Source organism: Nocardiopsis sp. LOL_012 (genome assembly GCF_048060475.1).
GTDB lineage: Bacteria > Actinomycetota > Actinomycetes > Streptosporangiales > Streptosporangiaceae > Nocardiopsis.
Window position 1 is genome coordinate 135,553 of the sequence record NZ_JBHMIV010000007.1, and the last position, 14,465, is coordinate 150,017.

Genomic DNA, 14,465 nt, shown 5'->3' on the forward strand with positions numbered 1-14,465 from the left:
GCCCTCGGCCTCCCTCTCACGTTCAGCCGTCCGCGCTCGCCAGGACCGCGTCGCCGACCTCCTCGGCGAAGTCGACCACGCGCGGACCCCAGCGGGAGGCGACGTCGGGGTCGAGCAGGACCACACCGCCGTTCCCGACTGCGGCGACGGTGTCGAAGGCGGGCCGTTCGGCCACCGCGGACACGGTGGCCTCGTCCCCGTAGGAGAGGAAGATCAGATCCGGGTTCTCCTGGACGACGAACTCGGGGGACAGTTGCGGGTAGCCGCCCGTGGTGCCGTCGTCGGCCCCGTCAGCGATGTTGACCAGGCCGAAGGCACTGTAGACCTGTCCGACGAAGGTGTCGGAGGTGGCGGAGTAGAGGGTGTCGTCGAGCTCCTGGTAGAAGGTGAGCCCGTGGTCGCCCACCTCCGAGCACACGGTCTCGACCGCCTCGGTGAAGGCGGTCTCGACGCGGTCGGCCTCGGTGTCGGCCTCCTCAGGCAGACCGGTGGCGTCGCCCAGCAGGCGGATCTGGGCGTAGACGTCCTCCAGGTCCGCGGCGGCGCCGATCGTGAGGACGGGGATGCCCACGGCCTCCAGTTGCGGGGCGGTATCCGCCGCACTGTCGGCCAGGACGACGAGGTCGGGGTCGTACCCGGCGATCGCCTCGACGTTGGGGGTGAACCCGCTGAGGTCGGTGGTGGGTGCCTCGGCCGGATGGTCGGAGTACTCGTCGGCCGCTTCGACCAGGTCACCCGCACCGATGGCGAAGAGCATCTCGGTGTGGCTGGGCGACAGGGAGACGATCCGTTCCGGCGCCCGGTCGAGGGTGACCTCCCCGAGCGCGCCGGTGAGCGTGACGGGGAAGGTTCCGTCGCCGACACCGGGGCGGTCGGCGGCGGGGGCGGGCGCGCCGCAGGCGGCAGCGCTCTCCACGGTATCCGCGGTGGGCTCGGTTCCGGGCCCGGCCCCGGAACCGCCGCAGGCGGTGAGGGCGAGCGCGGCGCCGAGCAGGACGAGGGGAGGTTTGCGCGCGATCCGCACGTGTGCTCCTTGGCGGGGCAGGGGGAAGGGGAGCACGGCCCGGGCAGGGACGGCCGGTCCTTCCCACGAGGACGGGTACGTCGGCACCGGCGAGGCGACCTGGCTCGTCCCCGCGGGGCGGGGCGTCACAGTTGCGGGACAGCGCCGGGTTGGGGCGGCGTGGCCGCCGGACCGGACTTCGCTCGTTCGGCACCGTCGGCTCACCGACGGTGAACCGACCTTTCCACCCTACTCGGCCGCAGAACGCCACTTCGTCCTCTATGGGCGCCTCAGTGCACGGCCGACCGCCGGCTCAGCCCTTGCGTTCGATCTTCTGACTGATCACCTGGGAGATGCCGTCGCCCTTCATCGTGACGCCGTAGAGGGCATCGGCCGCCTCCATGGTGCGCTTCTGGTGGGTGATGACGATCAGTTGGGACGAGGCGCGCAACTCCTCGAAGATCACCAGGAGCCGTTGCAGGTTGGTGTCGTCCAGCGCCGCCTCGACCTCGTCCATCACGTAGAACGGCGACGGCCGCGCCTTGAAGATCGCCGCCAGGAAGGCCACCGCGGTCAGCGACCGCTCCCCGCCCGACAGCAGGGACAGCCGCTTGACCTTCTTGCCCGGGGGACGGGCCTCCACCTCGATCCCGGTGGTCAGCATGTCCTCCGGTTCGGTGAGCAGCAGCCGTCCCTCCCCGCCGGGGAACAGCCGGCCGAAGATCGCCGCGAACTCGCGCTCCACGTCCAGATAGGCGTCCGAGAACACCTCCTGCACCCGGGCGTCCACCTCCTGCACGATGTCCATCAGGTCCCGGCGGGTCTTCTTCAGGTCCTCCAACTGCGCGTTGAGGAAGGCGTGCCGCTCCTCCAGCGCTGCGAACTCCTCCAGCGCCAGCGGGTTGATCTTGCCCAACTGGTTGAGTCGGCGCTCGGCCGCCTTGGCCCGTTTGGCCTGCACGTCGCGGACGTAGGGGACGGCCGCGGCGTCCTCCCCCGCGTCCGCGGGCGGCGGCACCGGCACCCTGGGCCCGTACTCGGCCACCAGTGTGGGCACGTCCACGCCCATCTCGTCGACGGCCTTGGCCTCGAACTGCTCCAGACGCATGCGCCGCTCGGCGCGGGCCACCTCCCCGCTGTGCGCCGAACTGGTGAGCTTCTCCAGCTCCACCGACAGTTCACGCACCCGGGCACGCACGGTCTTCAGCTCGGCGTCGCGGGCCTCCTTGGCAGACTCGGCGGCGGACCGCTCGGACTCGGCGGCTGCCAGCGACACGGCGATCCGGCCCAGGGCCAGGCGCGCGCTCTCGGCGACCGCCTCGGAGACGGTGGCCTGCGCGGCGCGGGCCCGGCGGCGCTCGGCGGCCTGTGCCGCGGCCCGGCGCTCCTGCTCGGCCTGGGCCCGCAGGGTGTCGGCCCGGCCCGCCAGGGAGCGGGCGCGCTCCTCCGCGGTGCGCACCGCCAGCCGGCGCTCCACCTCGGTGGCCCGGGCGCGCGAGGCCTGGGCGGCCAGGGAGTCGCGGGTGTCGGCGTCGGGGGCGTCCTCCTCGATGGAGGCGGCCATCTCCTCGGCCTCGGCGAGCTCCTCCTCCAGACGGGCCAGCTTGGCGGTGTCCTCGTCCAGGGCGGTGGCCGCCTTGGCGGCGGCGGAGGCACAGCGCCGCGCCTCCGCCTCGGCCGACCTGGCCTGACCCGAGAGCGTGCCCATCCGCTGCGCGGTCTCGTTGCGCCTGCGCTCCCCCTGGCGGCGGCGGGCGGTGAGCTCGTCCGCAGCCCCGACGAGTTCGGCGCGCTCGTGCTGCTTGGCCTCCAGCGCCACGACGGCCCGTTTGGCCGCCTCGGTGGCCTCCTCCAGCCGCTGCCCGGCCTCGTCCACGGCCGCCTGGACCTCCAGCAGGCTGGGCGCGGCCGCCGATCCGCCGTAGACGAACGCGGCGCCGAACACGTCGCCCTCCGGCGTGACCGCGCGCACACCGGGTAGCGCGGCGACCAGGCGGCGGGCGCCGTCGGCGTCCGCGGCCAGGGCGGTCCGGTCGAGCAGTGCGGTGACCGCCCCCTCCAGGTGGTCGGGGGCGGTCACCGCGTCGACCGCGTAGCGCACCCCGGCGGGCAGTTCGGGCCACTCGCTCCGGGCGAGTGCGGGCGCGGCTCCGGCGATCACGATGCCCGCCCTGCCCGCGTCCCGTGCGCGCAACAGCGCGACGGCGGCCAGTGCGGCCTCCGGGGCGTCCACGGCCACGGCGCCCGCGGCCAACCCGAAGGCGGCGGCGACGGCGGTCTCGCGGCCGGGTTCGACCTGGACCAGCGCGGACACGGCGCCCAGCAGGCCGGACGGCCCCTCCTCCAGGAGGGCAGCGGCTCCGTCCTTGTGCGCCAGGCCCAGTTCGAGTGCCTCCTTGCGGGCGACCAGCGCGGTGCGCTCCGCCTCCGCCCCGCGCTCCGCGTCGCGCAGAGCGCCGAGTTCGGCGTCGACCGCGGCCAGGGCCTGGGCGGCGCGCTCCTGCTCCGTGTCGAGTTCGGCGTCGCCCTCGTCCAGCCCGGCGGACTCCTCCGACGCCGTCTCGTACTCGGCGCGGGCCTCGGCCGCGTGTTCGGCGGCCTGCCGGGCGGCCTCCTCCAGGCGGGCGGCCTCCTCTCGGCCCTCCCCCAGGCGGGCGCTCAGGTTCTCCACCCGCACCCCCAGACGCACGATCCCCTCACGGCGTTCGGCGGCGGCCCGCGCGGCGGCCTCCAGTCGGCGCTCCTCGCGGTGCAGGGCGTCCTCGGCGGCGGCCCGTTCCCCGACTGTGGTCTCCAGAGCCTCCCGGGCCTCCTCCAGGCGGGCGAGCAGCTCCTCCTCCTGGGCGGCGGCCTCGTCGGCCTCCGCCTCCAGCTCATCGGGGTCGCGGCGGTTCACGGGTTCTTCGGAGGCCGAGGTGAGCAGGTTGCGGCGGCGCTCGTCGGCCAGTCCCCGGACCGCGTCGAGACGCTCGGTGAGGCGTGACAGGGCGTGGTAGGTCTCCGAGGCCCGGGCCAGGGCGGGGGCGGCCTCGGCGGCCTGGGACTCCAGGGAGTTCTCCCGCTCCTGGGCCTGGGCGAGGGCCTCCTCCGCGGCCCGGCGGCGCTGGCGCACCTCCTTCTCGTCCGCTTCCTCCTTGGCCAGCCGCTCGGTGAGGCCCACGATGTCGTCGGCCAGCAGGCGCAGGCGGGCGTCGCGCAGGTCGGCCTGGATGACGGCGGCCTTCCTGGCGAGTTCGGCCTGGCGGCCCAGGGGCTTGAGCTGGCGGCGCAGCTCCACCGTGAGGTCGGTGACGCGGTCCAGGTTGCCCTGCATCGCGTTGAGCTTGCGGATCGCCTTCTCTTTGCGTTTGCGGTGTTTGAGGATGCCGGCCGCCTCCTCGATGAGGGCGCGGCGCTCCTCGGGGCCGGCGTGCAGGACGGTATCAAGCTGTCCCTGGCCGACGATGACGTGCATCTCCCGGCCGATACCGGAGTCGCTCAGCAGTTCCTGGAGATCGAGGAGCCGGCAGGTGTCGCCGTTGATGGCGTACTCGGAGCCGCCGTTGCGGAACATCGTCCGCTTGAGGGTGACCTCGGTGTAGTCGATCGGCAGGGCGCCGTCGGAGTTGTCGATGGTCAGGCTGACCTCGGCGCGGCCCAGGGCCTGGCGGGTGGAGGTGCCCGCGAAGATGACGTCCTCCATCTTGCCGCCGCGCAGGGACTTGGCGCCCTGCTCGCCCATCACCCAGGAGAGGGCGTCCACGACGTTGGACTTGCCGGACCCGTTCGGACCCACCACACAGGTGATCCCGGGTTCGAAGCGCAGCGCGGTGGCCGAGGCGAACGACTTGAAACCACGCAACGTCAGGCTCTTCAGGTACACCCACACCTCCCACACCGGCCGCCGTACCCAGCCGAACACACAGGCGGACGGGGCCGTCTGCTGTTCATGTATACGCTGCCGGGCGTTCGTCTGGCCACCCAAGGGTGCCACGAAACCGGAGGTGAACGGCGCGATTCGCGCCGATGGGGCCGGACGACGGTTCCGGCGGGGGATGGGGAGGACCGGCGGACACCGAAGGATTGCGACGCGGTCCGCCGGGTACAACAGTCGTTAAATATGCCGCAAAGGAAAAAGAAAAACAGTGGAGAGAAGGGCGACCTCGCGGCGCGGAGGCCTTCTCGGGTCCGTTGGGATGCCGGGGCGCGGATCCGTGGCGGTGGTTGCGGAACCCCTCAGGGACGCCTGTGGTGGTGCGTACGGCGTCCCGTCAGTGGTTCACGCGCGGCGCCCTGCGTCCGAACGGAGCTCGGTGGGCTCGACAGCGCTGATCAGGCGAGCGCGGGCTCGCGGTCGGTCGCGTTGGCGGCGACGTCGGTTACGGCCATGCTGAGCTGGTCGTTGCGAGCCTGGAGGCGGCTGATCTCGTCCTCGAGGTCGCGAACTCGGTTCTGAAGTCGTCGCATCTCCTGGACCATACGAGGGTCGGAGCCGCCGACGTGGCCAAACAGAGCCTTCGCCATGATGTGGGTCCTCCACACTGAGTGACCAGTGGTAATGTGCGCGCGCAAGACCCCGCAGCACTCGGCTGGTGCCCGGTTCCACGGGTGGAAATCATGCGCGATGTGCCTTCCAGAGTCTCACTCCGCGCACCGCTGGTCAAGATTGGATTACGGCAGTCGTCGGCCACCGCGCTCCGGACCGAAGAGACCCGGGCACGTGAGGCCGCACGATCCGAACATGATCCGCCCCCTGTGCTGCGCACCCCCGTAGGACACGCGCGGAGCGGACCGATCCGCCGCCGACGGCCCCGTGGGACCCCCGATCGGACGGCATGCCCGAATCGCGTTACGCCACAAGCATACTCACCGCTCGACGAATCCGGTGAACGTCCCCCCAGGAGAGGCCCAACGTTCCACCACGGAGTCCACTCTTCCCGGCGTCAGACCGCCCCTCAGGTGCTCCAGGAGCCGTTCGCAGTCTCCCCTCGACCCTTCGGCGACCACCTCGACCCGGCCGTCGGTGAGGTTGGTCGCCGCGCCCGTGAGCCCCAGTTCCAATGCCCGGGACCGCGTCCACCAGCGAAAACCCACGCCCTGGACCCGGCCGCGCACCCACGCGGTGAGCCGGACGGCTTCGGTGCCGCTCTCCACAACCGACCTCTTCCCTTACCTCAAGGAGACACATTCCTCACCGACGCCCGGGAAACCGCCGATCGAAGCACCGGCCCCTCACGGGACGCGCGGCGGCTGGCATCGGGGACAACTGAACGACGAGCGGTTCATGAACGACTCCCGGACGATGAGCGCACCGCAGCGCCCACAGGGCCGGTCGCGGCGGCCGTAGGCGTTGAGCCCGCGCTCGAAGTAACCGCTCTGCCCGTTGACGTCGACATAGAGGCCGTCGAAGGTGGTCCCGCCAACCTCCAGTGCCTCGTTCATCACATCGCGCACGTGCCCCAGCAGTTCCATGGCCCGCTCCCGGGAAAGCTCCCGCGTGGGGTCGGCCCAGTGCAGCCGCGACCGCCACAGCGCCTCGTCGGCGTAGATGTTGCCCACACCGCTGACGAGCGACTGGTCCAGGAGTGCCCGCTTGACCTCGGTCCGCCGCGAGCGCAGGGCATGGACGAACTCCTCGGCCGCGAAGGCGCCGTCCAGGGGGTCGAGGGCGATGTGGTCCACGGAGGACGGTACGTCCGCGCGCTCACCGGGCACGTCCACCCGCACGTGGCCGAAGGTGCGCTGGTCGACGAAGCGCACCTCGTTACCGCAGGACAGGGGGAAGCGCACCCTCAGGTGCCGCTCGTCGGGTTTTCCCGAGGGCTGGACCAGCATCTGCCCGCTCATCCCCAGGTGCGCCAGGAGCATCTCACCGCTGTCCAGCACCAGCCACAGGTACTTGCCGCGCCGACACGCGGCCGTGGCCACCCTGCCGCGGAGGCGGGCGGTGAAGTCGGCGGCACCCGGTACGTGGCGGCGCACCGACCTGGGGTGCAGGACCTCGGCCTCACCGATGGTCCTGCCCAGCATGTGCTCGGCCAGACCCCGGCGCACGACCTCGACCTCGGGGAGTTCGGGCACGTCAGCTCCGTTTCCGTCCCTGCTCGCCGACTGCCTCCGCGGCGGCGTCGGTCTTCGCTCGGATGGCCTTCCACGCGGCCTCGGCCGCCTGCTGCTCGGCCTCCTTCTTGCTGCGCCCCTCGCCCAACCCGTAGCTCTCCCCCGCGACCCTGACCGTCGCCCGGAAGGTCTTCTGGTGGTCGGGGCCGCTCTCGTCGACGTGGTACTCGGGCACACCCAGCAGTTCGGCCGCGGTCAGCTCCTGGAGGGAGGTCTTCCAGTCGAGTCCCGCGCCCAGGCCGGAGGCGGTGGCGATGAGCGGGTCGAAGAGCCGGTGGACGAACTCGGAGGCGACGTCGAGGCCGCGGTCCAGGTAGACGGCGCCGATGATGGCCTCAAGCGTGTCCGCGAGGATCGAGGACTTGTCGCGCCCCCCGGTGCCCTCCTCGCCCCGGCCGAGCCGGATGAAGGAGCCGATGCCCAGGCCGCGAGCCACGTCGGCCAGGGCCCGCATGTTGACGACGGCGGCGCGGAGCTTGGCCAACTGGCCCTCCGGTAGGTCCGGATGCTCACGGAAGAGGGTGTCAGTCACCACCAGGCCGAGCACCGAGTCGCCGAGGAACTCCAGGCGCTCGTTGGTGGGCAGACCGCCCTTCTCGTAGGCGTAGGAGCGGTGGGTCAGCGCCCGGAGGGCGATGGCGGGGTCGACCTCGACCCCGACGGCCTTGTGGAACGATGCGGTCTCGGCCGCGGAGAGTTGACTTGCCACTCGGGCCTCTTCCCTGTTCGGACGTGCCTCTCGGGCACGTGGTTCGGGTCCCCCAGACCGGTACGGGTGCTCGAAAACGAGGTGCTCGTCGCGGGAGCCGCGCTCCCCCGGCAACCACCACGAACTCGGGAACCCGTGCGTGCGCGTGTCACTGGTCGGGACGGTGTGGGCCACTCACTCTACAAAGCGGGCCACGACAACACGTCGGGGCGGACCCGCTCGACGGGTCCGCCCCAAGGCGGTTCAAGAATCGGGCACCGTGCCCGAAGCCCGGCATGAGCCTTACGCCGGGTTGGTGACCTGACGGTTGTTGTAGGTGCCGCAGGTCGGGCACGCGATGTGGGGCTGCTTCGGGTCACGGCAGCGCGGGCAGTTGACCAGCACCGGGCGCGACGCCTTCCACTGGGAACGGCGGGTCCGGGTGTTGCTCCGCGACATCTTCCGCTTCGGGACGGCCACTTCAATCCTCCTGGGTCACCCCCGCGGTCGCGGGAGGTCACTTATCTGGTCACCGCTCGCCGACACCCCGCGGGCGCCGACGTATCGCACCATTCCTGGGCGAAAGTCCCGTACCCACCCGACGAGGTGGGTCATGGGTGCACGCTTTGGTGCGCGGGCCGCCCGGCTGGGACTGGCCTCACACCCGCTCCACGTGCGGTCTTCCGTCTCCGGGCCGCTCCCGGCGACGCCGGGCCCGGACCCGGACCACCAAGCGTGTTTCACCTGCCGCCGCAGGGGTCGGACACCCGACCGGCCGCGGGATCACCGCTCTCCGGGGTCCTCCGCGAGAGTGCGCAGGGCCTCCCAGCGCGGGTCGATCCGCTCGCCGTGCCCGTGCTCGGGACCGGCGTCGGCGAGCCTGGCCCCGCAGTCCGCGCACAGACCGGGACAGTCCGGTTCGCACAGCGGCGAGAGCGGGAGCGTGAGCACGACCGCGTCCCTGACCACGGGTCCGAGATCGAGCAGGTCGCCCTCTAGATAGTAATCCTCATCCTCGTCGGACGCGTCCTCGCCGGATTCGGCGGCCTCCGCGTTCTCGTCCGAGTACCTGTACAGCTCCTGGAACTCGGCCTCGAAGTCCTCTGAGAGGGGGTCGAGGCAGCGGGAGCACTCCGCGGTGATCCGGCCGCCCGCGGTACCGGTGACCAGGACGCCCTCCATCACCGCCTCCAACCGGAGGTCGAGTGCGATCTCACTGCCCTCGGGCACGCTGGCCATCGCCGTTGAGTAGGCCTCCGGTGCGGCCACGAGGCGATCGACGGTTCGCATCGACCCCGGCTGGCGTCCCAGCGGGCGGGTGTCGACCACGAAGGGGTCACGAGGTTCTAGGGTCATCGCGCTTTCACGAGAGTTGTGAGAGCAGCCGGCGCGGCGCGTGCAGCGGCGGCGCCTGGCGGCCTCGCCGCGGACGCCGGGGACCGGCGACGCTCAGGGTCGAACCACGATTCTACCTACCATGGCGCCGACCACCCAAATCAGCCTCCAGCAGCCCGCTCACGCCCCCTCTCGCCCCTTGAACTTCTCGCGGAGGCGGTCCTCCACGTAGGGGGTGACCAGGCTGGAGACGTCCCCGCTGTGCTGGGCGATCTCGCGCACCAGGCTGGAGGAGAGGAACGAGTACCGCGGGTTCGCGGTCATGAAGACGGTCTCCACCCCCGAGAGCCGGTAGTTCATCTGCGCGATCTGCAACTCGTAGTCGAAGTCGCTGACCGAGCGCAGGCTGCGCACGATGGTCTCGATGCCGTTCACCTGGCAGAAGTCCACGAGGAGGCCGTCGAACTCGCTGACGCGGACGTTGTCGAACTCGGCGGTGGTCTGCCGGAGCATGTCCAGTTTCTCCGGGACGGTGAAGAGCCCGCGTTTGTTGACGTTGTTCAGAACCGCGGCGACGACCTCGTCGTACTGCTTGGCGGCTCTGCCGATGATGTCGATGTGACCGAAGGTGACCGGGTCGAAGGAGCCCGGACAGACGACACGGCGCACGGTGGATCGCCCCTCTCAGGAGTCGTTCGGGTACCGCGATCGTAGGGGTTGCCTTTCACCTCAATCCCGGCAACTCCCACAAAAGAACCCCAACAACCCGGTGGACAGCCGATATACCCCTCACGGGACATCTCACCCACAAGTTCCCACCACGGTACGATGACACCCCGGAGGCGAGGACTCCACACCCGGAACCCCGCCGCAACCTCCGGTGAACGTCACCCGACTGCGGGGCGCGCGTACCAGAGCACGGCCTCCCCGTACCCCCGCTTGCGGTCGAACCCCAGCCCCTCGGGCCAGTGCGGCGGCGCCCCGCGTTTGGAGCGTTCGACCACGACCACGGCGTCACGCGCCAGCCAGCCGTGCTCGACCAGGTCGGCCAGGACCGCGGTCACGGCGTCGTCGGTGACGGCGTAGGGCGGGTCGGCGAACACCAGATCGTAGGGCTCGTCCGGGTTGCCCCCCGCGAGCACGCGCTCGACCCGGTCGGCCACCAGGCGCGCTCCGGGCAGCCCCAGCAGCGCGATGTTGCCCCGCACGACCCGGGCGGCCCTGGTATCGGCCTCCACGAGCAGGGCGTGTGCCGCACCCCGCGACAGCGCCTCCAGACCGACCGCCCCGGACCCCGCGTACAGGTCCAGGACGCGGGTGCCTTCGAGGTCGCCCAGATCGGATCGGACCGAGGCGAAGAGGGCCTCGCGGGCCCGGTCACTGGTGGGGCGGGTGGTGCGGCCGTCGGGGGCCTCGATACGTCGCCCGCCAGCCGCCCCGGCGATGATGCGCGTCATGCCCCCACCGTAGCCCGAGCCCCCGGCAAAGGACCGCGCCGGAGGCGTCGGTTGAGGGTGGTGGTGGGCTGGCGGGCGGTGGAGGCTGCGGCCGGAAGCAGGGCGAGGGCGCCGCCGGTGTCTGCAGGAGGAGTCTCCCCCGCGGCGAGGAACGAGCAAGGCAGTAGCGACGACGAAGGCGCCGGCCTCCTTGGCGCCCGAGCACGTCCCGAACTTGTGAGGAACCAAGAAACACAGTCACGCCTTGTCCAGGTACTCGGCCCTCTCCTCGGGCAGCAGCTCGTCGAGCGCCTGCGCCAGTGGCGGGTGGCCGGTGAGCTCGGGGTCACCGGCGACGTGGGCGGCCGCTTCCTCCCGGGCCCGGCCGATCAGTTCCTCGTCCTTGAGCAGGGTGAGCATCCGCAGGCTGGACCGTGCCCCGGACTGCGCCGCGCCCAGGACGTCGCCCTCCCTGCGCAGTTCCAGGTCCTTGCGGGAGAGCGCGAACCCGTCGCTCGTCTCGGCCACAGCGGCCAACCGCTCCCTGGCCGAGGACCCCTCCTCGGCATCGGTGACCAGGAGGCACACCCCGGGCAGGCTGCCGCGGCCCACGCGGCCCCGCAACTGGTGCAGTTGGGAGACGCCGAAGCGGTCGGCGTCCATGATGGCCATCACTGTGGCGTTCGGCACGTCGACGCCCACCTCGATGACCGTGGTGGAGACCACCACGTCGGTCTCGCCTCCGGAGAAGCGCCGCATCACCGCATCCTTGTCGTCGGGGGGCATCCGCCCGTGCAGGACCTCCACGTTCAGGTCGGGGAGCGGCCCCTCGGTCAGGCGCCGTGCCACCTCCAGCACGGCCAGCGGCGGCCGGTTCCCGGGACCGTCCCCGTCCGGCCCCTCGCCGACCTCCTCTTCCGCCGTCCCGGCGTCGTCGTCGCCGATCCTCGGGCAGACGACGAAGGCCTGACGGCCCTGGGCGGCCTCCTCGCGGATGCGCTCCCAGACCCTGGCCAGGTGGCGGGGCTTCTCCCGCGCGGGGACGACATGGGTTGCCACCCCGGCGCGGCCCGAGGGCATCTGGGTGAGCGCGACGACGTCGAGGTCCCCGTAGACGGTCATGGCGACGGTGCGCGGGATGGGGGTGGCGGTCATGACCAGCACGTGCGGCCGACCGTCGGCGGCCTTCTCCCGCAGCGCGTCGCGCTGCTCCACGCCGAACCGGTGCTGCTCGTCGACCACGACCAGTCCCAGGTCGGCGAAGGTGACGTGCTCCTCCAGCAGTGCGTGGGTGCCCACGACGATCCCGGCGGCTCCGGAGGCGGCGTCGAGCAGGGCCTCCCTCCGCGCCGCCGCGCCCATCGAACCCGTGAGCAGCGCCAGGCGTGTGGCCCGCTCCGCGCCGTCGATCTGCCCGGCCCGGGCCAGTGGGCCGAGCATGGCGCCGATGGAACGGTGGTGCTGCTGCGCGAGGACCTCGGTGGGGGCCAGCAGGACCGCCTGGCCCCCGGAGTCGACGACCCTGAGCATGGCCCGCAGGGCGACCAGTGTCTTGCCCGCGCCCACGTCGCCCTGGAGCAGGCAGTGCATCGGGTGCGCGGCGTCCAGGCGTTCGGCGAGGCTCGCGCCGACCTCCCGCTGCCCGTCGGTGAGGGTGAAGGGCAGTCCCGCGTCGAAGGCGTCGAGGATCCCGCCGACCGCGCCCGGGCGGGGCTTGGCGGGCAGGTCCTCGGCGAGGCGCCGCCGCCGGGCCAGGGCGATCTGGAGGACGAACGCCTCGTCCCACTTCAGTCGTTTTCGGGCAGCGCCGACGTCGGGCCAGTCGGAGGGCTGGTGGATCTTGCGCATGGCCTCCCCGATCCCGAGCAGCCCGTACCGGTCGCGCACCTGGGGCGGGAGCGGGTCGGGCAGGTCCGCGGTGCGGGCGAGGGCCATCTCCACCCCGACCGCGATCCTCGCCGAGTCCAGCCCCTTGACCGCGGGGTAGACCGGGATGAGCTCCTCGGCGTAGGCACGGGCCCGTTCGCCCTCCTGTCCGTCCTCGTCGAGGAGCTGGTACTCGGGGTGGTCGAGCTGGCGGCGCCCCCGGTAGGTGGAGACCCGCCCGGAGAACATGGCCAGCCGTCCGGGCACGAGTGAGGTCTGGTGGTAGGCGCCCCGGTTGAAGAAGGTGAGGTGCAGCCTTCCAGTGCCGTCGGTGACGGTGGCCTCCAGCATGTCCATGCGTCGGCGGCCCTGGCGTGCGGGGATGGTGCGCCGCTTGGCGTCCAGGACCCGGGCCTGCACGGTGGCGTCCTCGCCCTCGGCCAGGGTCGCGAGGTCGGTCAGGTCCCCTCTGCGGTCGTAGCGGCGCGGATAATACCGCAGCAGGTCACCGAGGGTGTGCAGCCCGAGTTTGTCCTTGAAGGCCCGTGCGGAGCCGCCGAGGGCCCCGCGCAGCGGTTCGTCCCAGGTACTCACGTGTGCAAAACCCCGTCCCGGCCGGCGCCGACTACTCGGTCCTCACGTTAGCCCTCCCCGACGACGGTCTCGGGGAGGGAGGACCCGCCGATCGCGCTATACTCGTCTGAGTTCATCGCGTTTTCGCCGTGCCCGCATGGCGGAACCGATGCTCCGGTGGGGTGCGGGTCTCCCGCGTCTGTCCCCGCCAGGGTGAGTACACGCGCTGGTCTCGCGGGCGGCGATCCGCGCCCGACCTCGTTCTTCGTGTACTCTTCCACGGTTGGCGTCCTCGTCAGCCCGTCCACCCGGCCCCTCTCGGCCGGACGACCCTTTTCGCGTGCGGCGACGTGCGCGATCCCGAGCGCTTGAATGGAGTTACCGTGGCTTCCGTCTGCGACGTCTGCGGCAAGGGACCAGGGTTCGGTAACAGTGTTTCCCACTCGCACCGTCGCACCCGCCGCCGCTGGAACCCCAACATCCAGACCGTTCGCACCCGCGTGGGCGGCACGCCCAAGCGTGTGAACGCCTGCACCTCGTGCATCAAGGCCGGCAAGGTGACCCGCTAGGGTTCCCGCTTCCGCAGCTCGTCGAAGGCCCCCGACCCCGGTCGGGGGCCTTCGCGTGCTGTCGGGACGATGTGTCACGGGGTGCAGACGTGGCCGTTGAGGGAGCAGCGAACCGGGTCCTGCGCCGTTCCCCGGACGTCGATCTCCAGCGTCGTCGAGGCGCCGGAGACGAGGTCGGTGCCGCCCGCGGGGCGGCGGGCGAGGATGCCGTCCTCGAAGTGCTCCCACGCCGCGCCGCGCACCTCGGTGACCCGCGCGGACTCGAAGGCCAGCGCGAGCTCCCAACCCTCCAGCCGCACCAGGGAGCTGTTGGTGACGGTGATCCGCGCCGTGAAGCCCTCGGCGTCTGCGGCGGTGATCTCGTAGCCGACCATGATCGGCTCGATCCCGGCCTGGACCTCGTCCTCGCCGCCCTCCGACGGGGACACCGCGCCCCCGCGGTCCGCCGTGCCCTCCGTGGGCCGGACGCCCTCCAGGGATCCGGGAACCTCGGTCGCGTCGGGGTCGGACCCGAACTGGAGGTAGATCTGGGTGGTGCTGTAGCCGAACAGGAGCAGGCCGAGGATGACCCCGGACACGACGAGGACGTTGGTGATCCGCGGCGGCTCGACGCGTTTGGGGACCGTGCTCTCCATGAAGCCGACGATCCGTCGCAGCACACCGGCGTCGGGTTGCACGCTTCGGTGCATACCTCGGCGGGAGACGTGGTGGGAACCGTGACGCCCCATAGACCGCCTCTCGACGCTGCTCCGCTTCTCTGCCTTGACGGGAACGGGCTCCTGCTGCGGAGGTTCCGCCCCTCGGGTTCTGCCCCGTACGGGATCTTCCGGGGCGCTTCGCGCTTCGGGGCGCGGGCGGAGCGCCCGGAGGGCGGCGCGAGCCGCGATGCCAAAGCC

At 71.8% G+C, this 14,465-nt stretch carries 13 protein-coding genes; 1 reads left to right on the forward strand and 12 read right to left on the reverse strand.

All coding sequences use genetic code 11. From position 1 onward, the window contains the following. Positions 1 to 22: 22 nt before the first annotated feature. The 11 genes from ACFHWE_RS06870 to recG all read right to left on the reverse strand — a co-directional run bounded on the left by ACFHWE_RS06870 (position 23) and on the right by recG (position 13,021). Positions 23 to 1,024: an ABC transporter substrate-binding protein gene (locus ACFHWE_RS06870; protein WP_416599764.1), complete on the reverse strand. Its 1,002-nt coding sequence runs from the start codon at positions 1,022 to 1,024 to the stop codon at positions 23 to 25. A gap of 292 nt (positions 1,025 to 1,316) precedes the next feature. After that, positions 1,317 to 4,865 carry a chromosome segregation protein SMC gene (smc, locus tag ACFHWE_RS06875; protein ID WP_416599765.1) on the reverse strand — a complete coding sequence of 1,183 codons (3,549 nt, stop codon included), beginning with the start codon at positions 4,863 to 4,865 and terminating at the stop codon, positions 1,317 to 1,319. A 449-nt stretch (positions 4,866 to 5,314) separates the two neighbouring features. Then, on the reverse strand, positions 5,315 to 5,506 hold the full coding sequence (locus ACFHWE_RS06880; protein WP_028646887.1) for a hypothetical protein: 192 nt from the start codon (positions 5,504 to 5,506) through the stop codon (positions 5,315 to 5,317). Between the two features lie 342 nt (positions 5,507 to 5,848). Further along, a complete protein-coding gene (locus ACFHWE_RS06885) occupies positions 5,849 to 6,136 on the reverse strand; it encodes an acylphosphatase (protein WP_416599766.1) in 288 nt (95 codons plus the stop codon). A 78-nt stretch (positions 6,137 to 6,214) separates the two neighbouring features. After that, a complete protein-coding gene (gene mutM, locus ACFHWE_RS06890) occupies positions 6,215 to 7,063 on the reverse strand; it encodes a bifunctional DNA-formamidopyrimidine glycosylase/DNA-(apurinic or apyrimidinic site) lyase (protein ID WP_416599767.1) in 849 nt (282 codons plus the stop codon). Between the two features lies 1 nt (position 7,064). Beyond that, complete coding sequence (gene rnc / locus ACFHWE_RS06895) at positions 7,065 to 7,811, reverse strand: ribonuclease III (RefSeq protein WP_416599768.1); 747 nt, start codon at positions 7,809 to 7,811, stop codon at positions 7,065 to 7,067. 282 nt (positions 7,812 to 8,093) lie between these two features. Then, on the reverse strand, positions 8,094 to 8,270 hold the full coding sequence (gene rpmF / locus ACFHWE_RS06900; protein ID WP_013151268.1) for a 50S ribosomal protein L32: 177 nt from the start codon (positions 8,268 to 8,270) through the stop codon (positions 8,094 to 8,096). Positions 8,271 to 8,573: 303 nt separating this feature from the next. Next, complete coding sequence (locus tag ACFHWE_RS06905; RefSeq protein WP_416599769.1) at positions 8,574 to 9,146, reverse strand: YceD family protein; 573 nt, start codon at positions 9,144 to 9,146, stop codon at positions 8,574 to 8,576. Between the two features lie 159 nt (positions 9,147 to 9,305). After that, positions 9,306 to 9,794, reverse strand: coding sequence for a pantetheine-phosphate adenylyltransferase (coaD, locus tag ACFHWE_RS06910; RefSeq protein ID WP_416599770.1), 489 nt, complete (start codon positions 9,792 to 9,794; stop codon positions 9,306 to 9,308). 218 nt (positions 9,795 to 10,012) lie between these two features. Continuing rightward, a complete protein-coding gene (rsmD, locus tag ACFHWE_RS06915; protein WP_416599771.1) occupies positions 10,013 to 10,582 on the reverse strand; it encodes a 16S rRNA (guanine(966)-N(2))-methyltransferase RsmD in 570 nt (189 codons plus the stop codon). Positions 10,583 to 10,819: 237 nt separating this feature from the next. Beyond that, a complete protein-coding gene (gene recG, locus ACFHWE_RS06920; RefSeq protein WP_416599772.1) occupies positions 10,820 to 13,021 on the reverse strand; it encodes an ATP-dependent DNA helicase RecG in 2,202 nt (733 codons plus the stop codon). Between the two features lie 362 nt (positions 13,022 to 13,383). Here recG and rpmB point away from each other — a divergent pair, with 362 nt between their 5' ends. Further along, positions 13,384 to 13,569: a 50S ribosomal protein L28 gene (gene rpmB / locus ACFHWE_RS06925; protein ID WP_013151263.1), complete on the forward strand. Its 186-nt coding sequence runs from the start codon at positions 13,384 to 13,386 to the stop codon at positions 13,567 to 13,569. Between the two features lie 74 nt (positions 13,570 to 13,643). Here rpmB and ACFHWE_RS06930 read toward each other — a convergent pair whose 3' ends face one another. Further along, positions 13,644 to 14,297 (reverse strand): cellulose binding domain-containing protein, encoded by a 654-nt coding sequence (locus tag ACFHWE_RS06930; RefSeq protein WP_416599773.1) that lies wholly within the window; start codon positions 14,295 to 14,297, stop codon positions 13,644 to 13,646. Positions 14,298 to 14,465 lie beyond the last annotated feature (168 nt).

What these genes read in the sequence shown, in the direction of transcription:
- ACFHWE_RS06880 (WP_028646887.1), bottom strand. Translation starts at nt 5,506, where the DNA reads ATGGCGAAGGCTCTGTTTGGCCACGTCGGCGGCTCCGACCCTCGTATG.
- ACFHWE_RS06905 (WP_416599769.1), bottom strand. Translation starts at nt 9,146, where the DNA reads ATGACCCTAGAACCTCGTGACCCCTTCGTGGTCGACACCCGCCCGCTG.
- rsmD (WP_416599771.1), bottom strand. Translation starts at nt 10,582, where the DNA reads ATGACGCGCATCATCGCCGGGGCGGCTGGCGGGCGACGTATCGAGGCC.
- ACFHWE_RS06930 (WP_416599773.1), bottom strand. Translation starts at nt 14,297, where the DNA reads ATGGGGCGTCACGGTTCCCACCACGTCTCCCGCCGAGGTATGCACCGA.